The organism is Ktedonobacteraceae bacterium, assembly GCA_035653615.1.
Taxonomy (GTDB): Bacteria; Chloroflexota; Ktedonobacteria; order Ktedonobacterales; family Ktedonobacteraceae; genus DASRBN01.
Genome location: DASRBN010000001.1, coordinates 196,039 through 217,479, shown reverse-complemented (window position 1 = coordinate 217,479; position 21,441 = coordinate 196,039). Strand labels below are relative to the sequence as shown.

The following is a 21,441-nucleotide window of genomic DNA, read 5'->3' as shown; positions in this document are numbered from 1 at the left end:
ATGGAGCAGATGACAAACGCTGCCGGGCCTGCGCCCATCATTAATGTTGGAGCAGACATTTTTGCCGATGCCATCGAGGAGCAGGGAATCGATGTAATTCGTGTATCATGGCGACCGCCAGCAGGCAACACGAGAGCGCTGGCAAAGCTTCTAAACAATCCGGCAGTAGACGAAGCTAACAAGATCGCAGTCGAACGCATGCTGGCCGCGCATCCCGTCCTGGTCGATGTGCGACCGGCGCGCGAGGTGATTCCAGCGCTGCAAGCGCGCAAATTGCTGCATGCCGGTCCGCCTATTAGCTGGGAGCGTATGTGTGGCCCCATGCGTGGCGCGGTTATTGGGGCCTGCCTCTATGAAGGCTGGGCCAGGGACGAGCAAGAGGCCGTGCAGCTAGCCGAATCCGGGGCCATCGATTTCGAGCCATGCCACCATTTCAACGTCGTTGGGCCGATGGCCGGCATCACATCACCATCTATGCCGCTCTACGTGCTTGAGGATAAAACGCATGGCAACCGCACCTATTCAACCTTGAATGAGGGACTTGGCAAGGTGCTGCGCTACGGGGCGTATTCTTCTGATGTGCTGGAACGCCTGCGCTGGATGCAAGATGTGCTGGGGCCTGCGCTGGCGCGAGCGGTTCAGCAGATGGGCGGGGTCGATATCCGTGCAATTATGGCCCAGGCGCTGCAGATGGGCGACGAGTGCCATAACCGCAACAAGGCGGCTTCATCGGTCTTCGCGCGCCAGGTAGGGCCTGCGCTGGCAGAAACGGGCAATTCGGCGGCGGAAACGGCCGCCGTGCTGCGTTTCATCGCCGGAAACGACCATTTTCATCTCAATGCCGGGATGGCCGCGGCCAAGGCGATTACATTAGCAGGAGCCAACGTGCCGTATAGCAGTGTAGTGGTGACGATGGCGCGCAATGGCGTGGATTTTGGTATTCGCGTGAGTGGGCTGGGAGAGCGCTGGTTTGTGGGTCCCGCGCAGATGGTGCGGGGACTGTATTTCGCCGGTTACGGGCCGGAGGATGCCAATCTTGATATAGGCGATAGCGCCATCACAGAGACCAGCGGCGTCGGAGCTTTCGCCATGGCGGGAGCGCCCGCGATTGTGCAATTCATCGGCGGCACGCCTGCCGACGCGTTACGATATACCCAGGAAATGTACGCCTTGACCGTGACCAGCAATCCTTTATTCGGCATTCCGGCGCTGGATTTCCGCGGCACGCCCACCGGCATCGATATCCGGCAGGTGTGCCGCCTGAATATGCCACCCGTCATCAATACGGGTATCGCGCACCGCCTGCCGGGCATCGGCCAGATCGGAGCCGGCATCGTCTATCCGCCAATGGAGTGTTTTGAGGCGGCATTGTCGGCATTAGCGGAAGCACTTTAGGACGGTTCTGGCCTATGGCGTGATCGCGATCACGCGCAGGGGACTGCCTGAACCATCTACGATTTTAAGCGGGGCGGCGATGACGATGGCCCCGGTCGGTGGCAGTTGATCCAGGTTGATCAGGCTGGTAATGCCGAATTTGCCCGCGCCATGCATGATAGTGTGATTAGGGAATGGCGGATCGAACGTTCCGGCCTGGCCTGCGTCCGTTCCGACCGTTTCCACGCCGACGCCCAGCACGTCGCGCTCTTGCGCCAGGAATTCCGAACAGGTCTTGTCGAAGCCGGGCGAATGCGCGCCGTCTTCACGAACGTTGAGGAACTCTTCGCGTCCGGTGCGCTTGCTCCAGCCGGTGCGCAGCAATACCCACGCGCCTGCCGGGATGCGCCCATGCTCGCTCTCCCATGCCTCGACATCTTCGGGCATCAACAGGAAATCGGGATTCTGCTCCACCTGGCTTGTCACGTCAATGACGCACGCGGGGCCGATAAACTTACGTGGGGGAATAGTATCGGTGGCATTGTTGGGCAGGTCTTTGCCCGTAACCCAGTGAATGGGGGCATCGAAGTGCGTGCCTGTGTGTTCGCCGAGATTGAGAATGTTCCAGTACCAGGCCGGGCCGCGGCTATCGTAGCGCGAAATCTCGGTGATGGTCAGGCCGGGCGATGGAGCAAACATAGGCGGCAGGTCGATCACGACGGTATCTGGTCCCAGAGGAGTGGTCAGGTCGACGACCTTCAGGCCGCCAGAGTCGAGTTCGGCAAGCAACTGTGCCAGAATATTGGATTGAGCGTTTGCCATGTGATTCCCTCCTTGTTATTTTCTCACTTTTTCGAGATAGCGTTTGAACTGGAAGCGGTTTTCGAGCAAGGGCAAGTCCATGTGAAAGGATTTTGGGCCGATCGCTTCGACCTTGGAGACGATAGTCGTGAGCGTATTGCTTGCCAGGGCCTGCGTGACGGCATCTTTCAGGCTTTCAGGCGTGTTTGCCTCCATGACCTGCGGCACGCCTGACGCCCTGGCGATACCGGCAAGATCGGTGCCCGTTGAGGTAGCGGTAGGGAATCCACCGACCGAGAGCAGGCTTTCGTTGTCGAAGACGATGTGCAGCAGGTTGCCGGGCTTGTAGCGTGCCATCGTACTCAAGGTGCCCAGGTTCATCAGCAGCGAGCCGTCGCCATCGAGGACGATCACCTTTTGCTCCGGTAGCGATAGCGCGATACCGAGGCCCATCGATGATGCCAGGCCCATGGCATGTTCAAGATAAAAGAAGTTGTGACGGTGCCCGAGCATGTAGAGTTCTGCCGCGACCGCGCCCATGATAGTAACGACGATGCGTTCTTCCAGCTCGGGATAAATAGCCTGCAAAGCATCTGCGCGCAACATAATCGATCACTCCTCCCACATTAGCTCGCGTGACAACAGGACGGCAACAGGGTGCAGCGAGGCATGCGCCAGCGTCTGAGCATCTTTGAGACGCCTGTCGATGTCGCCGGGATTGTTCAAATGCCAGATTGGAATGTTCAGAGCGCGCAAAATCGGCTCCGTCACCAGGCCTCCCTGCGTCTGCCAGGGGTCTTTTTCGCCCATGTGACCGCGATAGCTGATGAGCATCAACAGGGGAATTTTGTAGAGCAGGGCCAGCGAGACAATGGGGTTGATTGACGCAAGAAAGCCGTGATTCTGCATCAACATGGCGGAATTGACGCCCGCGAGATGCGCTCCTGCCGAGATACCTACGCCCTCTTCCTCTTTCGCAAGGCGCACCAGTGTCATTTCGGGGTCTTCGTCGGCCATGCGAATGAGATGCACGAGCCAGGTTTCGGGCAGAGCCGAGATGATACGCACATCACAGGCTTTGAGCGCGTCATAGATCAACCTGGAATTGGAAACAGAGACAGGCATATGACCCTCCAGTCAGTGCAATTGGATGAGCTATGAACGTCTGAGATATCCTTAAGTATAGCAGAATTGGTTGGGGAAGGGTAAGGTTAAAATGTAGTATAATAGGCATATCGGCGCACCGTGCCGAAAGCAGCAAAGGAGAAAGTCACTATACAGTTGCATTTGCAAGTCCCTGAGCAACTCACCGGAAAAAATCAACAGCAGTTAGAGAGGCTTGCATTCGAAGCACTTGTTGTACGACTCTATGCATTAGGTGAACTCTCGTCAGGGGAAGGGGCCAAATTGCTGAATCTGACACGGCGCGAGTTTCTTGACCTGTTAGGTCAATACAATGTTTCCCTTTTTGATGATGAAATAGACCTCAAGAAAGAGGCCCGCTACGAGTAAGCCGCCATCCCGATCTCATTGTCCGTCTTCTTGTTCGATTATTTAACAGGTGTTCTCATACGATTGAGAAGCGTGATGAGGCTCATCCATCAGACTTCATCGGCAAAAAACCAGTGACGCAGACCAGGTCATCTTTGCGCCGGCTAATAAAGTTCTGGATCAACTCGCTTGCTTCTTGCGTAGTCATGAACTCGATTTTCATCACGATCGGCCTCTTCACGCTTCTGATACTCCCGCCCGGCACAGGGTGAGTCGCGACGTAGTTGCGCGCGTCCTCCTCGGTAAACGCGGGAAGAGATGATATGCATCTCTTCATACTTTGTCAAACCTGCACAGCATTATCTTCACATCTCCGGGTGGGCGAAAAAAGACTTTTCAATTGTCCTGTAGTATAATATGTGTGTGGGCGCAGCATGCTGGTATCAGCAAAGAAAGCAAACCAGACGATGACATTTCTTCAGGCACTAGCACTGTTCTTCGCCGCCATGCTCGGCGGCTCGCTTAACTCGGTCGCCGGTGGCGGCACCTTCATCACGCTCCCCACGCTGATATTTACCGGAGTCTTGCCCAAAATCGCCAATGCCACCAGTACGGTTGCCCTGTGGCCAGGCTCGATTGCCAGCGTTGGCGCCTATCGCAAGGAATTAGTCAAACAGAATCGCGTCCTTTTGCTGGTATTGGGTGTAACCAGCTTTATCGGTGGCCTGCTGGGGGCTTTATTGTTGCTGGGCACATCGTCAAAGACCTTTGTCACACTGCTGCCGTACCTGCTGTTGCTGGCAACGGTGCTGTTCGCGGTCAGCGGCCCGCTTACAGCACGAATGCGCGAGCGTGCTGCCACCCGTACTGCTCTAGAGGCAGGTACGGCAAAACTCACAAAGCAGGTTTCCTGGCGCGTTCTCGCCATCATCGCGCTTCTACAGCTGATCATCGCGACCTACGGGGGGTATTTTGGTGGTGGCATCGGCATCCTAATGCTGGCGACACTGGGGCTGATGGGGATGGAAAACATTCACGAGATGAACGCGGTCAAAACTGTGCTGCAAACCACGATCAACGGTGTCGCTGTGATCGCCTTCATTATAGCCGGCGCGGTTGTCTGGGCGCAGGCTATCGTGATGATTGCAGGCGCGATAGTGGGCGGCTTTGTCACTGCCTCTTTTGCGCGCCGGCTCGACCCACGAATCGTGCGCTGGTTCGTCATCCTGGTTGGTGTAAGCATGACCATCTACTTCTTTTTGTACAAGAAATGAGCCTTGTATCCATGCTTCCTCCGCATCACGTCCTACTAAATAAGCACCTGTTATTAACGCGTTCAAAACCAGGTAGCATGATGGGAAGATAATCTAACCAGGCACGTGTTGTTATTTAAAGTGGGCGGAGCGGGCGGGCGACCAGTGTAGAGTGTGGATTGATCCAGCACGCGGTCGCCCATACAATCAGAAACAGGGCAGATCATGCAACAAAAAGAGACGAAGGCAAACAAAATAGAGGATGAACTGCTCGCGGGGCGCGATCAATCTGGCCCCTACGCGCAGGATGCGATCAATACGGATGGGGCGCAGTCCGCTATGGTCTCCCCGGATGAGCTAAAGCAAACGATACGGCAGGAAGCTGCTCGTCCCGGAGACGATAGCAGAACGAAAGGCTATGAAGAACGAGCCAACAAGTGGGCTGTCCTCTCCATCGTCGCGATTGGCGTCTTCATGGCAACGCTCGACTCTTCTATCGTCAATATCAGCCTTCCTACTATTGCACATTATTTCGGCACCGCGCTGACCGGCGCGGTTGAATGGGTCATTATCGCCTACCTGGTTGTTATCGCGGGTGTGCTGCTTACCATCGGACGACTGGCGGATATGATAGGACGCAAGCCGATCTGGGTGTCGGGATTGATCATTTTCACCGCCGGGTCGGCCATTAGCGGCGCCTCTATTTCGCTGGGCATGTTGATTGCCGCGCGCGCGTTGCAAGGGCTGGGTGGGGCACTGATTATGGCGATCAGCCCTGCCATGCTGACCAGCGCATTTCCTCCTTCGGAGCGCGGGCGCGCGTTGGGCATGAACGCTGTGATTGTGGCATTGGGCGTGAGCGTCGGTCCGACCCTTGGCGGTATCATCACTGAAAATTTCACGTGGCGCTGGATTTTCTATGTCAATGTGCCCATCGGCATCATCGGAATCATTGCTACGTTGCGCATCCTGACCGAGCGTTTGCATCGCAATCCGGGCCGTTTCGATCCCTGGGGCGCACTACTGCTGGCGGTCGGGCTTGTCGCGTTGACGGCAGGACTCTCCTTTGGCCAGGAATGGGGATGGACCTCACCTCTGCTTATCAGTACAATCGTCGTGAGCGTAATTGCTTTCGCATTGCTGGTGATTGTCGAGTTGCGTGTTGCCGACCCGATCATCAAATTTGCGCTGCTGCGTGATCGCGTCTTCCTCTCGGCCAATATCAGCCTGATCCTGAGCTTCCTGGCGCTGTTTGCCGTCAGTTTCATGCTACCTTTCTACCTGGAAGAGCTGCGCGGCTTCTCGACCGAGCAGGCTGGGTTACTCTTGACGCCCTTGCCGCTGACTATAGCAGTCCTGGCACCATTCAGCGGAGCGCTCGCGGACCGTATTGGAACGCGCTGGCTGGCGGCTGGCGGCTTGAGCATCGCCTGTATCGGATTGATTTTCATCAGCCAGCTTAACGCGCAGAGTTCGATCTGGGACATCATCTGGCGGCTGGTACTGACAGGCGTGGGACAGGCCATGTTCCAATCGCCGAATAATAGCGCCTTGATGGGAGCGGCTCCGCGCGGCCAGCAAGGGGTAGCCGCGGGTTTCCTGGCAACGGGACGGGTAGTGGGGCAGAGCCTGAGTGTGGCGCTGGCAGGGGCGGTCTTCGCCAGCTTCGGCGGAGCGTTAGCCGGTCTGCTGCTGGCGAGCCACCGCGCTTCCCCGGCCCAGATACCGGCCTTGCAGCAGACATTTAACGCTGGATTCCACGCTGCCTTTATCACAAGCGCGGCTATCGCGGCAATTGGTATTCTGACCTCGCTTGTACGCGGTAAGGAAAACCGCTAGTAACGATGAGTATGAGAATGCTGAAGAGCTTTACAAAAGCCTGCTCTCGCTTGAAAAAGAGGATGAGGCGTACAATCAAAATAGGCGCTTTTGGCATTATTCTGGACGAGCAGAAACGAGTCTTGCTCTGCCACAGGTGCGATGTAGACCTCTGGAACCTGCCCGGCGGCGGAGTCGAGGCAGGAGAGACACCTGAACAGGCAGTAGTGCGCGAGGTCAAGGAAGAAGTGGGGTTGAAAGTAGCACCTCGAAAATTGGTAGGGATATATATACATCTCCGGAAGTTCAATTTTGCATTCTCTTATGTTTGTGATATAACCGGGGGAAAGCTAAAGAAAAGCGATGAGGCCGACAAGATCGACTACTTTGCATTTCAGCAGATACCGGGCAATACCTATCCATTCCATGTAGAGAGAATTGCAGACGCTTTAGAAAAGCCAGGCTGGTTCCGGCTGAGGTTGGAATTTGGTCCATCGGCGAAAAAGCTGTACAAACAGGGCAAGCTCAAGAAGAGATGAACAGAACTGATCGCCTGCTGGCAATCGTACTGGAGTTGCAAGGTAAGGGGCACCAGCGCGCCGAGGACCTGGCCAGAACCTTCGAGACCAGCAAACGCACCATTTATCGCGATATGCAGGCACTGGGTCAGGCAGGTGTCCCGTTAATTTCTGTGCCTGGACGCGGTTACGCTTTGATGAAGGGCTACTTCTTGCCGCCGTTGAGCTTTACCACCGACGAGGCAACCATGCTGCTACTCGGCAGCGACTTCATGGCGCAGCGCTTTGATGCCCAGTATCGCGCTGCCGCGCTCTCCGCCAGCCGCAAGATCGAGGGCGTACTCCCTGAAAACCTGCGCGATGAGGTCCATTACTTACAAAGCAGCATTCGTTTCATTTCGGGAGATAACCTGGAATCCTCCCCTCGCGCAGAACTGCTGCAACAACTGCGACGCGCGATCATCCAGCGAACCACGGTGCGCTTCTGCTATCATACTCGCCATAGTGCAGATGGTAGGGGCGAACAGACGATCCGTAAAGCCGACCCTTACGGCCTCGCCCATACCGGAGGCGCCTGGTACCTGGTTGCCTGGTGTCACCTGCGGCATGCTATTCGCAATTTCCGGCTCGACCGCATGGAACATCTCGAACTGCTACCAGAAGCATTTGAGCGTCCTTCCAATTTTACGATGCGCCTGGAGCGAACAGTTGACGAGCGCTCCATAACCATTCGCGTGCTTTTTGATGCTGAGGTAGCACGCTGGGTACAAGAATCTCCTTCATTCTATATGGTTAGCCAGGAACAGACTTCTGATGGGCTGCTGGTGACGCTGCATGCGCGGCAGGAGAGCGAGGTGCTGCAATGGCTGCTCAGCTGGGGCCGCCACGCGCAGGTGCTTGAGCCGGAATCGCTGCGCGCGCGTTTAGCGGATGAGGCGCGCGCAATGCTGGAAAACTATCGATGATACTGTAGGGGCAGCGCCAGCCTGTCCTTGCTGCCGGGGGTCACGAGGCGCGAATGAGATGATATTCCCTGGCGCCCTTGCGCATGACCAGGTATTGCCCTTCGATGAAATCAGAGAGGGAGATCATCGCGCGCGCTTCGGTGACACGAGAGTTGTTGACATAGATGCCGCCCTGCTCGATCATGCGCCTTGCCGCGCCTTTGGAGCTGGCAAAGCCGCAGGCGACGACGACATCTACCAGAGGCATGCCTTCGCCCTCGAAGAGCGCCCGCGACATCTCGGTGGATGGGACTTCCGCGAAGATATCCAGCACATCCTCGCCGCTCAGATCAGTGATCGCGCCGCCGAAGAGGACTTGAGAGGCCTGGATCGCTTTGCGCAGGTTGGCTTCGCCATGCACCATACGCGTCACTTCCTGCGCTAAACGCCGCTGGGCCTCGCGTTTTTCGGGGGCTACCAGCGTGGCCGTTTCCAGTTCGGCGATCTCCTCGCGGTTGAGCATCGTAAAGTATTTCAGGTACGTAATGACATCGCGGTCGTCGGTATTGATCCAGAACTGATAAAAGCGGAACGGCGAGGTGAGATAAGGATCAAGCCAGATGGTTCCGGCCTCGGTTTTACCGAATTTGACGCCGCCGCTGCTGGTTACCAATGGGAAGACGCCGCCATAGGCTCTATCCTCGCGCAGCTTACGAATCAGCTCGATGCCGGCCACGATATTGCCCCATTGATCGCTGCCGCCCATCTGTACAGTACAGTGATAGCGATCATACAGGGTGAGAAAATCGTAGGCTTGCAGCAGCATGTAGCTGAACTCTGTAAACGAGATGCCATCTCCCTGCTCGTAGCGGCGCTTGACCGATTCTTTGGCAAGCATATAGTTGACGGTAAAATGCTTGCCGGTATCGCGCAAGAAATCGATGAGGCGAAGAGGGGCCAGCCAATCGGCGTTGTTGAGCAGCATGGCGGGGTTTTCCCTGGCGTCGAAATCGAGGAAGTGGCTCAATTGTTCGCGAATGCCCGCGATGTTGTATTCGATCTGCTCCTTTGAAAGTAGTTGGCGTTCCAACGTTTTGCCGCTGGGGTCGCCAATCATGCCGGTTCCACCGCCAACAAGGGCAATGGGGGTATGGCCATAGCGCTGCAATCTCACCAGTCCCATAATAGGCAGCAAAGAGCCTACATGCAGGCTGGCGGCAGTGGGATCGAAGCCGATATAGGCGGTCACCTTTCGCGTAGCCAGCGCCTCTTGAAGGCCCTCGGTCGCCTCGTAGAGCATACCTCTCCACTGAAGTTCATCATATGCATTCATGTGTCTACGTCCTCGCTCTCCTGGCTCAAATTTGTATGCCATTGTGCGGGAACTCTTTGAAATTGTCAATATGTAGGGACCAGATTACGCAGGTGAACAAGATAATCAGCTAATTCATAGCGGGGCCGATGAATCGGCCTCCAGGCTCCGCCCCTATTGTATAGCAACTGAACCGCTGGGAGGCTCAAAGGCCAGCTGGTGCAGGTAGGCGACGTTGGAGCGCAAATCTCCATTCAGGTAAAGGCCTTGAACCTGTGGAATAAGGTCTGGGCGTTTCTCAAATGCCTGCCCACCGCAGATGAGTATGGGACGAGGTGGTGACATCTCCCAAATCAGATGGCTCAGGTCGATCAGGCCTTGCTTAAAGGAGAAGATCGAGAGCGAAATACAGAGCAGCGCCGGGCTGGTCTGGCGTATGGTGTGCAGCAATCCGGCGATTTCGATGCTCTGCCCCAGGTAGACGACGCGCAGGCCCGAGCGCCGTAGAAGCAGCGCCAGCATCAGGGGGGCCAGTTCATGCGCTTCACCTGGAGCGCAGCAGGTAATGACCAGCGGACCAGCAGGCGAGGCGGGCGAGCTATGCAGGAGGTTCGCGAGCAGGCCACGAAAGAAAGCGCTCGCAAAGTGTTCGACGGATACCGTAATCAGTCCTTCTTCCCATAATTTGCCGATACGCCACATCACCGGTCGAATCAGTTCGATACAGATCTCTTCAGTTGGATAGATAGCCAGCATGGACGCCATAACTGCGCGCGCCGCCACCTCATCGAATACCTGAAATGCTTCAAGCAGGCGCTGCTGAGCATCCCACATGCTATATGTGGGGGAAGAGAAGCCCATCCGCTTTTCATCCTGGTGGGATGTGCCAGGTTGTTCCGCCGTCGTTGTGGCCGTTTCAGACGCTGCGGAACCCGCTGTTGTATCTGCTGGGGAGACCTCTCCTGCGACCGGCAAAGCTATCTGGAATACTGAAAAATCGGCACTGCCTGGTATTTGGTTCCAGGTTTCGCGGCGCTGGCGTCGTTGGGCGTCCATATGATGGAGCAGCGCAATAGCCTGGCTGATGGTCATGCCGGAATCGACACGCGCCTTGAGCCAGCGAATTTTGGCAATATCACGCTCGGAGTAAAGACGGTAGGCGTTATTGGAACGGTCGGGGGAAAGAATGCGATAACGACGCTCCCAGGCACGCAGGGTAGTAGCAAGCACACCCGTCTGTTGCACCACCGCCTTTGTATTGAACAAAGGGATATCAGGGTAGCGCTCGAGGTCTGGCGCATCAATATGTTCTCCTCGTGCCATCATACCTCTCTCCATAAACTATCGCCTGTCTTACCGGCACCGGTGCAGAGGCAAGTCTTCGAGCCAACTATATCATACCGAGTGCTCCAGGTCTAGAATGCGACCTTTGCCATTGGCCAACCGGCGGGGCTTTTTTGTTGTTGATCTTCAAGGTATAAGATGCGGTTGGGGAGGAAGAAGGGTAATAAACCATTCCTGGTGACCACAAGGAGATACCGCAGGTTGGCTTTTCCAGTACTCTTGTACCTTCGTGCAAGGGAGAGAAAAGTCGGGTATAATCCAGATAAACGGAGCTTTTTCTTTCTTAAGGAGGATGGATGCATGTTTTGTACGAATTGCGGGGCCAGGGTCGAAGATGGAGCGCATTTCTGCCAGGACTGCGGCGCTCCCCTGCAGGCGCCTGGGGCGGTCTCACAAAGTCCTTATAGACCGGGCGCGCCAGAAGTACCGGCTCGTCCCCGCCGTTCTGGCAGTGCTAAGGCGCAGGACCCCTACAAGGACCAGATCCAACAGTTGAAATTGGAGATCCGGCAGTTGAAGCTCGACCTGAAGCAGATCACGACACAAATGTCGAGTACACGCTCGCGTTATTATGAAACGGCGGCATTTGTGCCGCGAGGCCTCCTACGAGGTGGTTACAAGGTGTTTGAAGACATCCGTCTCCTTGGGCCACAGCAACAGAAAGAGCGCTTGCAACAAGAGATTTTGCGGCTTGAACAACAATTGCTGGGTCTACAACAGGCTCAGATGCAATGGAAAGCACAGCAACAGCGCTAGAGTTTCAATCCCAGGCGGGTTCGGGAAAAACGAGGCTTGACAGTATTGTCAAATGTTGCTAGAATGATTGCGCTACAGTGTGTCCACGAGAGCCTTGTGTTCGCGTGGTTGGGCTGCCCCAATTTTTTGCAAGGGGAAATCACTCCGCATTGCAGAATGATGAGACTCCATGATGCCCGCCGGGCCGGTAATGGATTGTAACTTATTAATCCAGCCATCTCGGAGGCCGATCAATCGGCGCTGGGCGCGATGAATCGGCCCCTACGTGGCCAGTTCCCCGGATGAGGGATTGAAAAGCCTACGAAATGGAACAGTACGAAGGCGCTCCACCCTTGCCTTCCACGTATCCAGTGAAGTCTCAGAGCGGAGTATGGCGGCGACCACCATGATCGCCTCAAAAGAAAAAGGAGTTGAGAAGAAGCTATGTTCGCAGTCGTTAAAAGTGGTGGAAGACAATATAAGGTGTCCGTTGGCCAGACGCTGGAAGTCAACCGGCTTCCCGTAGAGATCGGATCGCAGGTACAGCTCGATGTGTTGTTGATCTCTGATGAGAATACGACGATGATCGGAACACCGCTGGTAGAGAACGCAACAGTACTCGCCACCGCTACCAGGGAGGCCCGCGGCAAGAAATTAATTGTCTTCAAGTACAAGGCCAAGAAACGCTATCGCCATCGCCGTGGGCATCGCCAGGAACTGACGGTACTGACCATTGATGATATTGTGGCCGATGGCAAGAGTCTGATTACCGGCGAACCTCCTCGCGCCAGGAATGAAGAACCCTCCCAGGATGAGATGGAGACTCCCGCCGAGGTTACTGAGGATGAGGGTGAAGATGAGGTCGCTAGCGACGATGTAGAGGAATCCGAGGAGGAGTAGGGACCAGATTTAGCGCGTCCTGAGCGGGTCCCGTACCTGTTGAGCAGACTGAAAGTAAGCAAGTTAGAGGAGGAATAAACCATGGCACATAAAAAAGGTGTGGGTAGCTCCCGCAATGGTCGGGATAGCAACCCCAAGATGCTGGGCGTGAAGCGCTACGATGGACAGCTGGTCACTGCCGGCAGCATTATTGTGCGCCAGCGTGGCACGAAGATCAAACCAGGAGAAAATGTCGGCGTCGGTCGCGATCATACGCTCTTTGCGTTGATTGATGGTTATGTCAAGTTCGGACACCATTCGCGCTCGCAACGCAATGTGAGTATCCATACAGAGTTTCCGGGCCGTCCTTCGTTGATCGCCATCGAGGAAGTGCCCGCGGAAACCGCGCAAGCATAGCATCACAAGCGAAATAGGGAAGAGGCGAATAGAAACACACTGCGTTTCTATTCGCCTCTTCCCTATTTCGCTTGTGATTATCCTCCCTGCTGTGCCGTTGCGCCGCACTGGATGTTCACCTGGCGTGCCTGGTTGTCGAAGGCAAAGGTGCAGGTCTGGCCGTTAATGGTGGTCGTTCCGGCGCACCCTGCCAGAACATTGCCGTTCACAGAGCAGGCAAGTCCGGGATTGCCGCTGGTTGTGTCATTGATGGTCGCGGCAATTACGACACCGTTGGCATCGGTCTGCGTCTGCACCGGATTCGGTTGGCCAAGGAGCTGTTTACAATTCAAATTCATGTACGAAGTCTGGAAGCGCATGGCCAGGAAGGTAAAGAGACTGTTGGCCATAGCAGCATTCGGAGTCGTCGCATTGATTGTCAACTGTTTATCCATCGCCAGGCGCGGCAGACCTGTTCGCACAAGGTTTCTACAGTAAGTGGCACCGCTGGCCTGCTGGCGGTAGTCCGCAGGCGTCTGATCAACGCCCTGACGATAGAGGTTGGTTTTTGTTAGACTCTGAAAAGTATTGTTGCCCTGCGCGACCATCGTCATGGGATCAGTCAGAGGTACCAGCGCGATTGGCGCCTTTTGATTGGCAGCGGCCTGCAATTCGTCTAACGCCAGGGCCGGTACCATGTTCCCCGGGTTGGCAAGGTCCGGGGCCTGCCAGGACTGGCAACCCAGCGCCGGATCAATGAAGTTGCTGAGCAGCGCATTATCGCTAGGGTTGGCCAGGACGGTCGCATTTGGTAAATTTTGCTGGTTGGTGGCCGAGAACTGCGCGGTTCTACCATCGGGTGTCGCCAGGTACTGCGTTTGCACGTTGTCACTCTGATCCTGGTCTACCACGCTGAAATCACGTACAGTGGGGCAGGGCTGGCCATCTTTGGCGGTACCCAATGCAGGTGGAGCAAGAAGACCCGCCGCGATAGCCCGGTTAGCCGCCCTGAAGAACTCGGGAGCATTGCAGTAGGCGAACTGCCCAAAGATTGAACCATCGGCTCCATTAACGCAGTTTCCCTCATCCAAACTGCCACGTGTGCCTCGCAAAGTCAGGTTATTGCCATTGAAGCCAAACCACACACCTACTACCGAAGTTGCGGTCAATTGTGGTACGACAGGGGGCGCCGCCGGTCGCGTACCCTTATCAATCACCAGTGGCTCATAAATAGAGATATTGCCTGTGGCAGTATCGAGTATCGCGGCCTGGACGAAGGCCGATTGATTAGGATTTGCCTCATTACATGGGCCATTGTCTGGATTGGTCGCTACCAGTTGATAGGGAGTTGCCAGGCCGGCAGGCGAAAGTGGATGGGCCGGCACAATCAGCGTGCAATCCGCATTCACTGCTCCCGCCGCGTGCGAACCTAAGCGCGGCAGGAGGAAGAACACTCCGCCTACGCCAAGCGCAATAACCACTGTTACAAGCGCTCCAATGAGTACCAGAGGCGAAAATCCTCTACGTCGCGTTGATCGCGTGCCGAAAGTGCTTCGATGTAGCTTACGCATGTTTACCCCTTTACTACTGACTTCATGTTGTACAGGCATTAGCTTGTCCAGGCTTTTTTATGTGCCCTATCCATCTCTGTAGGGACAGTATCTTGTGCCTGTCCTCGCGAGCATAAAAGGACAAAACGATGCCCGGCTCCTCACAGGTGTGGAAGCAATTCTACCTGGGTGACCGTACTTACGTCACAGAAACGTGAAGCGTTGTGAACTGATTTACTACGTGTTGATACTTATTGAAAGTACGTTTCTTGAAAGCGATATTACCATAGGCTCTGCGGTATATTCGCATACATGGGCCTAAAAATAGCTGTAAAGTACCGGATTGGGGTTAAGTTTTCTTAACCGGAGATGAAATGTGGTGAAAAAGAAAGAGAAAGGACCGCCTGGGAAGCGGTCCTGTTCTTGGATGTCTGAGTTGGTTAAGAAATCTTCACTCGAGCGAAATTTCATCGGAGAAGAATCGCACCCAGAGGACACATACAGCGAGTCCGGCGATCAGGGTAAAGAATGCGACTGCTCCCCTATCCCCAGAGTCGGTGTTGGGGTCTGTAAATGGGTAAAAGATGATCAACGACAACCAGGCGATGGTAAAAATCGATGTCCAGCTCAGTTTGGTAGCTTCCGCGCTGGAGCGATAGAGCAGGTTGTAGAAGAAGAGTACGAGCAGGCCGATGATGATGACCGTGAACTTGAAGTTCAAAGTTTCATCGACCCCACCGATGACGCCAAAGTCAATCACAAGCGTTTTGGGGATAAATAGGAAACAGCATACCCATAGGATAGCAAGGATAATACCTCCTATGACCTTTCTCAGTGATCTGCTCATCACGAGATGCTCCTTTCGAGGCATAGATGCAATTAAATAAGACAAGCATGGATATGGCCATGCGTTTCTGTTTTGTTTGTATGTATTGTAGTCCTTGACGGGAAAGAAATCAACGGTTTTTTTGATCAACCATAATAAGCTGCTGCGAACCGCGCCGCCCACTGCGCGTTATTGATAAGTAGCGCCTTATTGGCCTCGACGCTTTCGCCCGCGGTCACCTTCGCGACATGGGCAAGCAGGAAAGGGGTGGTTGCGGGACCGCGCACGCCCTGTTCGCGGGCCAGCCGTAAAGCCTCTTCGGTAGCCGCTTCGAGGGGGTCTGGTTCCATTGCATATTGCTCAGGAATGGGGCAGCCGACAACAAGCCCTTGCAAACCGCACTCCCATTGAGCGCGAGCGATGGCGGCCAGCGTAGCGACATCATCGACGCGATGGGGCAGGCAACGCCCGCTGGAACACACATAGAAAGCCGGAAACTCGTCAGTTTGCCAGCCAAGCACGGGTACGCCCTGCGTCTCCAGGTATTCAAGCGTCAGATCGAGATCAAGAATGGATTTTGCTCCGGCGCAGACAACCAGGACCGGCGTGCGGCTGAGTTCCGTCAGGTCGGCAGAGATATCCATAGTGGTCTCGGCCCCGCGATGCACTCCTCCAATGCCGCCGGTGGCAAAGAAGCGTATTCCGACCATGCTGGCGCATAACATGGTACCCGCAACGGTAGTGGCGCCAGGCCGTTGTGTGGCCAGCGCTACGGCCAGATCGCGCCGGCTTACTTTCAAGATATTGCGCGCGGTGCCCAGGTATTGTATCTGATCCTGGGCAAGCCCGATGACGATCTTTCCGTTGAGAATGCCGATCGTGGCGGGGATTGCGCCCTCAGCTCGAATGGCAGCCTCCATTGCCTGCGCGACCTCGACATTGGCCGGATAAGGCAGGCCATGCGCAATGACCGTCGATTCGAGCGCGACGACAGGCCGTTGTTCCTCTAATGCGACCTGGACTTCTTCGGAAATGGCTATATATGATGGTTGTTGTGGCATGTTTCCTCGATTACTCCGCTGTCCCTAATCAATTTTAACAATCAAAATCGGTAATCTAAGTGACCCCGTTCGTGTCATTCTGAGTGCAGCGAAGAATCTCTGGCGCGATGGACACGGATTCTTCGCTGCGCTCAGAATGACATGACCTGATCCCCCGATTCGTTTGGAAAAATTCATCAGGGTGATTCTCTGAATTAGCCCTATACCTATGATACAATAAATGTCAGCTATGAACCTTTGGGCCGATTTCGATGACAATCCAGATTTCCAGCTCGCACACACGAGGCAGGTTCGCGCGCGCCGTCTTTCAGAGCAGGCTGTCCTGGCGGCCTTGCGCGATTGGCTGCTGCATGACTATGCAGCGGCCTATTGTCGTTCCCTGGCGGCGACCCGCATTTTCCGCCGTTGTTATTGGGTTGATGCGCTTGGTACTCCCCAAAACCCAACGCAGGCAATTGAAGTCACCCAAGCAACGGCTTCCCTGTTAAAAGATGGAGATCGGACGGGAAAAGCGCGCGCGAAGGATACAAAGCGGCTTATTCATCCTGTACTCCAGCCGGTGCATGCGCTCTCTCAGGTTCTGGCCGGCGAAAGCAGGCCGATTACGCTCCACGGATTTATACTGGAGACTGGCAGCGGCAAACACGGAGTAGTGAAAACGGAGCAAAACGGCGCAGCCTCGTCGCCGAAAGCGATAGCGCTGCCCAAAGATGGGGGAGTTGTGCGTGCAGGATGGTTGGAAGTGGCACCGGCGCTGCTCGCGACTATTGATCAATCCGCGGCCATCTTCCTGCTTCATCCGTTCAGCAAGACCCTTTTTAGCTATGAAGACCTGGCGCCACTCTATACGCGTACCGCGCCGACGGAACTCTTTCTGCTCGTTTCGCATAAAAAGATGGAAGTGAGCTTGATACCGGCGCTGAGGACTCCCACAGGGGCAGCGGCATTTACAGCTCTGGTACGCAATGATCGTTGGAAAGCATTGTTGAGGGAGAATGTAGAGACGGAGTCGATGATTAGCGGGCTGGTCGAGGCGCTGGTGAGTTCGATGGGGCAGCATTTTTTGACGGTGCAGCGCGTTGCCTTGCCGATGCTGATTGGACCGGCGCAGGTCGAGCTGGCACCATATACGCTGATTTTCGCGACCCGCCGCCAGGATAGCCTGGCAGCGATGAATGATGCCATATGCATATATCGTCGCCGCCTGGACGAGCAAAGCCACCAGGGAGTCTTGATGGAAGACTGGTTCGATAGGCAAAAAAAGACGCGCCTTGAAGAACATTTCCAGCTGCTCTACGAGCGCGTATTGCAGGCTGGACGAGCGCTGCATCTACGCCGCTGGCCTGAACTGCGACAGCGCTTGCTGCTTGCCGATTTTGGGCAATTTACCATCCACGATTATGATGAGGCAATTGCGCGCTTGTTACGCGATGGTGAGGCGTGCTGCGAATGGCGACAGAGGCCAGCAGTAAATGCCGGAATGGAAGAACAGCGTATCCCAGGAAATGAGGATACGCTGCTGTGGAAGTGACTTTTTATGGGTCTGCCGTTCCTGATGAATGCTACCTTTCAAAATCGGTAGTCTGAGCGATCCAGGGCATGTTATTCTGAGCGCAGCGAAGAATCTGTGTCGAGGCTCGCTGAGATTCTTCGCTGCGCTCAGAATGACATGAGCAGGTGTGTCGTACCTGTCAAGCACCTTTCGTCAAAATTGGACCTTGCCTTAACAAACTACTACGGCAAGGGGCGCGAGGTCGATCATGGGCTTTAACAACCTGATCCGGTAACGGCGCGAGGCCGATAAATCGGCGGTGTGTACGATCAATCGGCCCCTACGAGCGAGGGCCATGGCCGCCAGGCGACCGCCACTTTTTTGGGCGAGCGAGCGGGTTACCAATCCAGCAACCAGGAGGGCCATGGCCGCTAGGCGACCGCCACTTTTTTGGGCCTCAATAGAAGGCCGGTAATCGCGAAAAGCACGGCCAGGAAGAAACTGACGCCGGCGTAAAAGCGATGCCTGCTGTTTGAAAGTGCCAGGTGCCTTCCAGGTGTGATCAAGACCAGGTGACCCCTTTCAATAGAGATATATGGGTGATAAATGCCCGGAATGAGGAAATAGATGGCGGCTATCACGGAAATGATGGCTAAAGCAATCGCGATATAAAAAAGAGTCGAACGCATACGTAAATACTTACCCCCTAAAATAGCTCCTCCAGGGCGACCGCCCTGGGCTACACACGTAAACAAGCGAACTGGAGTAAGCCTCTCACAGCTCATCTACTCTAACGAACAGCTGGCATTCCGATGGAAGAACACGTTCTTGATAGCCATTTTGGTTGATTACACGCGCCAGTATTCCAGTTACAAAACCGTTACGGCGCTTGCCTGTTTCTTAACCATATTCCTACCTGTCCTTTACTGGTTTTCTGCCTTGAGCAGGTAGAATGTTTTGCATAGAGAATCAAGTGCAAGGACTCGCTTATTTACTTCCCATTGAGAGATCGAAGGAGAAAACAATGATGCTTAGCTCCAGTAAAGAGGCGGTCCAGCGCTTCTTGAGCGCAAACACGCAGTCAACCCTCTCAACATTTTCCAACGGTGGTTCGCTGGAGTCGGCGGAACAAATACGGCGCTTTGAACTGCTGCGACTGGCTTTTTTTGTTTTGAAGTTGCGCAAGGTAGAGCATAAGCTGGCCGAATGGCGTGCGGGAGAGATAGAAGTCGCGGAGCTAAAAGCGCAGGAGCATGAGCTAGAGTTTCGCTGCAACCTGCTACGTCACGTGATCTTCCAGCAGGTAGTGGCGCTGATCCGGCTCGATGCGCGCGAGCAGGCTTTGCAGATTATCGAGGTCTGCCGTAAGTGATGGTGCTATAATCACGCCGCGTAATTATCTGGCCGTTCACATGCACTACGATGCCTTCTTTTTCGAGCGTGCGGCGCAATTCGGCGAAGGTTATGCCAGAATCGGCGACGATGGCGCAGGGACCGAGCCTGCGCAGGCGTAACGATTTCAGACCTGGCAGCGAGAGAATTTCGTTTACCAGCGGTTCACTTTCCACTTCCAGCAGGAGTACCTGCGAGATGGCGGCTTCTTTATACAGTTTGCCCCAATCGCGTAGGGTATAGGCTACATTCTGGGGAATTTCTTTCTGGCTATGCTCTTCCAGAATGCGTAGAACCTGCTCGACGGTTTTGGTTGTTGCCAGGCCGCGCAGCAGCGAACTGCGGGTCAGGGTCAACTTGCTGACTTTGCCCACCTGGTTGGCCTGCGCGAACGGTAACAACCTGTAGAGCGTAGGCAGATCGGGTTCCAGCAGCAGCAATTCAAAATTGGGCTGTACGATCAACGTGCGGCGAGGCGCAGCGTCTTCTGCTCTGGCAGGCGGCTCAACCTCGGTTGGCAGAATCGCGGCGGCCAGATCGGTCAGCATAAAAGCGTCGGGATTCAGCGGCCTCTCGGTCGCGGGATCGATCTGCCTGGATGGGCCACGCGGCTGCCCATGCTCGTAGCCTAGCGATACAAGTCCTAGCTCAAACAGTGTTGAGGTCAGTAAACCTATGATTATTTCTCCATCGCATCTGTCCCAGTTGGCAAGGATTTTTTTCGAATATTGATAGCCTGGCAGGCCGGTACTCGCAATGTTCGAGCGCAGCAGGTAAGGATTTTCGGCTTTCATGGTACGCAGCAACGAATCAAAACTATACCAGCGTCCGGGAGTGCATTGCGACAGGTATTTCAGAACAGCGCTACGTCCCGTTCGCATATCCAGGTAGTACGAACTGAGCGTTGGATCGAAGTTGACGCCGGCGATATCGGCCCAATTGTGAGCTTTGAGCCAGTATTCGAGAAGTTCGTGAGTTTGCTCTGCGGCATCCCACTGCGCCCATTGAGCGAGCTGCGGCCCCGGTTCATAGTGGGGTTTCACATCGTCGCCCATTGACGCCGAAAGCTGCACAAGCCCCAACTTCTGGGCAATGCTAAAGAGCATATCGGCGGCAAAATTCGACGTATCGTACCCCTGGCGAGGCCGGATTTGCAGCTGGGGAAGCAATTTGTTGGCAATACGCTTTGGCACATCGCCCGATTTCGTCGGCTCGATATTCTGCTGGTACATGGCTCCGATCAAGAACGCCAGGTCATAGAGTACCAGCGTATCGCCATTGTGTATACTTTGCGGCGGCTCCTTCAAGGGAAGCAGGCCAACCGGCCCTTTCTCCTGTGCGATGGTCGCGGTTTGCGCAGCAGCCTTTTGCACATGTTTGAGCATTTCTCGCGGAATAAATAGCTTGCGCACCGCGCCCGAAAACGTATCAAAAGCGATGGCATAGCTTTCAAGCTGGTGAATGATTTTCGCCAGGGCCGGGTCGTCATAGCCTGTATGCTGGCGTATCTCATTCATGGTGGCCTGGCCGCCATGCTCGCAGAGCCATTTCAAAAGTTTGCGTGTCTGATCATCGAATTGATCCCAGGCATAGAGAGACACTTCAGGTTGGACCAGGTGCCCGGCCAATCTTACGCCGGGATTGACACGCGAGTAGTAGTCATTCAGGGTAATACCGTAGAGCCGGCCAATTTCGTAGAGGTCGTTCATGCTCTGCGCGGCCAGGATTTTTTCCAGTGTCAGGGTTGAGAGGTCGTAATTGGATGAGAAGATCGCTCGCCCGGCGCTTGACAGGGAATCGGCAATATCCTTGTAAATGGAGAGCATCGTTGATGGCTGGAACGCGGGTTTTTGTTTCGTTTCGGGTGCGGTAGACTTCGCGCTTGCCGGAGCCACCTGCTTTTTCCCTTTTACCCCCAGCGGCTCTTCCAGTATCAAGAGATGATCTTTAAGTGTTGCGAGAGCATCCTCAAAGCGGCCTTGCGGCAGGCGCGTCAAGGTTTGCAACACGCCGCGCATGATACCGTTAGAAGCCGAAAAACTGAGGGCGTTATGAAGCAGCTTGCGCTCATCTTCTGAGAGGTGTTCCCAGACGAAACGAGCGGCAACGGGGTCTTGCATCTTTTGCACGAGCAAGCCCAGGTGATTGCGCCATTGTTCCGCGGGCGTATCGCCGATGCCCCACCAGCGAGCCAGCTGCTCGAGTTGTTCCTCGCTATGTTCGGCGAGTACCTGTCGTAACGTTTTCATTTCATC

The 21,441-nt window shown here is 55.1% G+C and carries 23 protein-coding genes; 11 read left to right on the top strand and 12 right to left on the bottom strand.

Going from position 1 to position 21,441, the window contains the following annotated elements; all coding sequences use genetic code 11:
* Positions 1-1,395 (top strand): DUF1116 domain-containing protein, encoded by a 1,395-nt coding sequence (locus VFA09_01015; protein HZU65832.1) that lies wholly within the window; start codon positions 1-3, stop codon positions 1,393-1,395.
* A gap of 12 nt (positions 1,396-1,407) precedes the next feature.
* On the opposite strand, the gene VFA09_01010 is transcribed toward VFA09_01015, so the two are convergent.
* Genes VFA09_01010 through VFA09_01000 form a run of 3 tightly spaced genes read right to left on the bottom strand, consistent with a single transcriptional unit; the run spans position 1,408 to position 3,300 of the window.
* Positions 1,408-2,196 carry a cyclase family protein gene (locus VFA09_01010; GenBank protein ID HZU65831.1) on the bottom strand — a complete coding sequence of 263 codons (789 nt, stop codon included), beginning with the start codon at positions 2,194-2,196 and terminating at the stop codon, positions 1,408-1,410.
* A 15-nt stretch (positions 2,197-2,211) separates the two neighbouring features.
* Positions 2,212-2,781 (bottom strand): thiamine pyrophosphate-dependent enzyme, encoded by a 570-nt coding sequence (locus VFA09_01005; protein HZU65830.1) that lies wholly within the window; start codon positions 2,779-2,781, stop codon positions 2,212-2,214.
* 6 nt (positions 2,782-2,787) lie between these two features.
* Positions 2,788-3,300: a thiamine pyrophosphate-binding protein gene (locus VFA09_01000; protein HZU65829.1), complete on the bottom strand. Its 513-nt coding sequence runs from the start codon at positions 3,298-3,300 to the stop codon at positions 2,788-2,790.
* Between the two features lie 156 nt (positions 3,301-3,456).
* Here VFA09_01000 and VFA09_00995 point away from each other — a divergent pair, with 156 nt between their 5' ends.
* Positions 3,457-3,687 (top strand): UPF0175 family protein, encoded by a 231-nt coding sequence (locus VFA09_00995; GenBank protein ID HZU65828.1) that lies wholly within the window; start codon positions 3,457-3,459, stop codon positions 3,685-3,687.
* Positions 3,688-3,769: 82 nt separating this feature from the next.
* Here VFA09_00995 and VFA09_00990 read toward each other — a convergent pair whose 3' ends face one another.
* Positions 3,770-4,003, bottom strand: coding sequence for a hypothetical protein (locus VFA09_00990; protein HZU65827.1), 234 nt, complete (start codon positions 4,001-4,003; stop codon positions 3,770-3,772).
* 130 nt (positions 4,004-4,133) lie between these two features.
* On the opposite strand from VFA09_00990, the gene VFA09_00985 reads away from it, so the two are divergent.
* The 4 genes from VFA09_00985 (at position 4,134) to VFA09_00970 (ending at position 8,220) form a co-directional block, all read left to right on the top strand.
* Positions 4,134-4,940, top strand: coding sequence for a sulfite exporter TauE/SafE family protein (locus VFA09_00985; protein HZU65826.1), 807 nt, complete (start codon positions 4,134-4,136; stop codon positions 4,938-4,940).
* A 204-nt stretch (positions 4,941-5,144) separates the two neighbouring features.
* Entirely contained in the window at positions 5,145-6,758 is a 1,614-nt protein-coding gene (locus tag VFA09_00980; GenBank protein HZU65825.1) for an MFS transporter, read from the top strand.
* Positions 6,759-6,775: 17 nt separating this feature from the next.
* Positions 6,776-7,276 carry an NUDIX domain-containing protein gene (locus VFA09_00975; protein ID HZU65824.1) on the top strand — a complete coding sequence of 167 codons (501 nt, stop codon included), beginning with the start codon at positions 6,776-6,778 and terminating at the stop codon, positions 7,274-7,276.
* Positions 7,273-8,220, top strand: coding sequence for a YafY family protein (locus VFA09_00970; protein ID HZU65823.1), 948 nt, complete (start codon positions 7,273-7,275; stop codon positions 8,218-8,220). Before VFA09_00975 ends, VFA09_00970 begins: the two co-directional genes overlap by 4 nt.
* A gap of 40 nt (positions 8,221-8,260) precedes the next feature.
* Here VFA09_00970 and tyrS read toward each other — a convergent pair whose 3' ends face one another.
* Together tyrS and VFA09_00960 are read right to left on the bottom strand one after the other, a co-directional pair.
* The gene (gene tyrS, locus VFA09_00965; protein HZU65822.1) at positions 8,261-9,532 is read right to left on the bottom strand and encodes a tyrosine--tRNA ligase; all 1,272 of its coding nucleotides are present in this window, start codon (positions 9,530-9,532) and stop codon (positions 8,261-8,263) included.
* 153 nt (positions 9,533-9,685) lie between these two features.
* Positions 9,686-10,837, bottom strand: a complete 1,152-nt coding sequence (locus VFA09_00960; GenBank protein HZU65821.1) for a B12-binding domain-containing protein — start codon at positions 10,835-10,837, stop codon at positions 9,686-9,688.
* 318 nt (positions 10,838-11,155) lie between these two features.
* Here VFA09_00960 and VFA09_00955 point away from each other — a divergent pair, with 318 nt between their 5' ends.
* The 3 genes from VFA09_00955 to rpmA all read left to right on the top strand — a co-directional run bounded on the left by VFA09_00955 (position 11,156) and on the right by rpmA (position 12,886).
* Positions 11,156-11,611, top strand: coding sequence for a zinc ribbon domain-containing protein (locus tag VFA09_00955; protein ID HZU65820.1), 456 nt, complete (start codon positions 11,156-11,158; stop codon positions 11,609-11,611).
* A 423-nt stretch (positions 11,612-12,034) separates the two neighbouring features.
* Complete coding sequence (gene rplU, locus VFA09_00950; GenBank protein ID HZU65819.1) at positions 12,035-12,490, top strand: 50S ribosomal protein L21; 456 nt, start codon at positions 12,035-12,037, stop codon at positions 12,488-12,490.
* A gap of 81 nt (positions 12,491-12,571) precedes the next feature.
* A complete protein-coding gene (rpmA, locus tag VFA09_00945) occupies positions 12,572-12,886 on the top strand; it encodes a 50S ribosomal protein L27 (GenBank protein HZU65818.1) in 315 nt (104 codons plus the stop codon).
* Between the two features lie 77 nt (positions 12,887-12,963).
* Here the strand turns inward: rpmA and VFA09_00940 are convergent, their stop codons facing one another.
* The 3 genes from VFA09_00940 to VFA09_00930 all read right to left on the bottom strand — a co-directional run bounded on the left by VFA09_00940 (position 12,964) and on the right by VFA09_00930 (position 16,302).
* Positions 12,964-14,436: a hypothetical protein gene (locus tag VFA09_00940; GenBank protein HZU65817.1), complete on the bottom strand. Its 1,473-nt coding sequence runs from the start codon at positions 14,434-14,436 to the stop codon at positions 12,964-12,966.
* Between the two features lie 430 nt (positions 14,437-14,866).
* On the bottom strand, positions 14,867-15,262 hold the full coding sequence (locus VFA09_00935; protein ID HZU65816.1) for a hypothetical protein: 396 nt from the start codon (positions 15,260-15,262) through the stop codon (positions 14,867-14,869).
* A 125-nt stretch (positions 15,263-15,387) separates the two neighbouring features.
* Positions 15,388-16,302, bottom strand: coding sequence for a pseudouridine-5'-phosphate glycosidase (locus tag VFA09_00930; GenBank protein ID HZU65815.1), 915 nt, complete (start codon positions 16,300-16,302; stop codon positions 15,388-15,390).
* Positions 16,303-16,522: 220 nt separating this feature from the next.
* On the opposite strand from VFA09_00930, the gene VFA09_00925 reads away from it, so the two are divergent.
* Positions 16,523-17,833 carry a hypothetical protein gene (locus VFA09_00925; protein HZU65814.1) on the top strand — a complete coding sequence of 437 codons (1,311 nt, stop codon included), beginning with the start codon at positions 16,523-16,525 and terminating at the stop codon, positions 17,831-17,833.
* 192 nt (positions 17,834-18,025) lie between these two features.
* Here the strand turns inward: VFA09_00925 and VFA09_00920 are convergent, their stop codons facing one another.
* Positions 18,026-18,220, bottom strand: a complete 195-nt coding sequence (locus VFA09_00920) for a hypothetical protein (GenBank protein ID HZU65813.1) — start codon at positions 18,218-18,220, stop codon at positions 18,026-18,028.
* A gap of 5 nt (positions 18,221-18,225) precedes the next feature.
* Positions 18,226-18,483, bottom strand: a complete 258-nt coding sequence (locus VFA09_00915) for a hypothetical protein (protein HZU65812.1) — start codon at positions 18,481-18,483, stop codon at positions 18,226-18,228.
* A gap of 335 nt (positions 18,484-18,818) precedes the next feature.
* Between VFA09_00915 and VFA09_00910 the strand changes: the two genes are divergently transcribed.
* Positions 18,819-19,166: a hypothetical protein gene (locus VFA09_00910; GenBank protein ID HZU65811.1), complete on the top strand. Its 348-nt coding sequence runs from the start codon at positions 18,819-18,821 to the stop codon at positions 19,164-19,166.
* On the opposite strand, the gene VFA09_00905 is transcribed toward VFA09_00910, so the two are convergent.
* A complete protein-coding gene (locus tag VFA09_00905) occupies positions 19,144-21,435 on the bottom strand; it encodes a helicase-associated domain-containing protein (GenBank protein ID HZU65810.1) in 2,292 nt (763 codons plus the stop codon). The genes VFA09_00910 and VFA09_00905 overlap by 23 nt on opposite strands.
* Positions 21,436-21,441 lie beyond the last annotated feature (6 nt).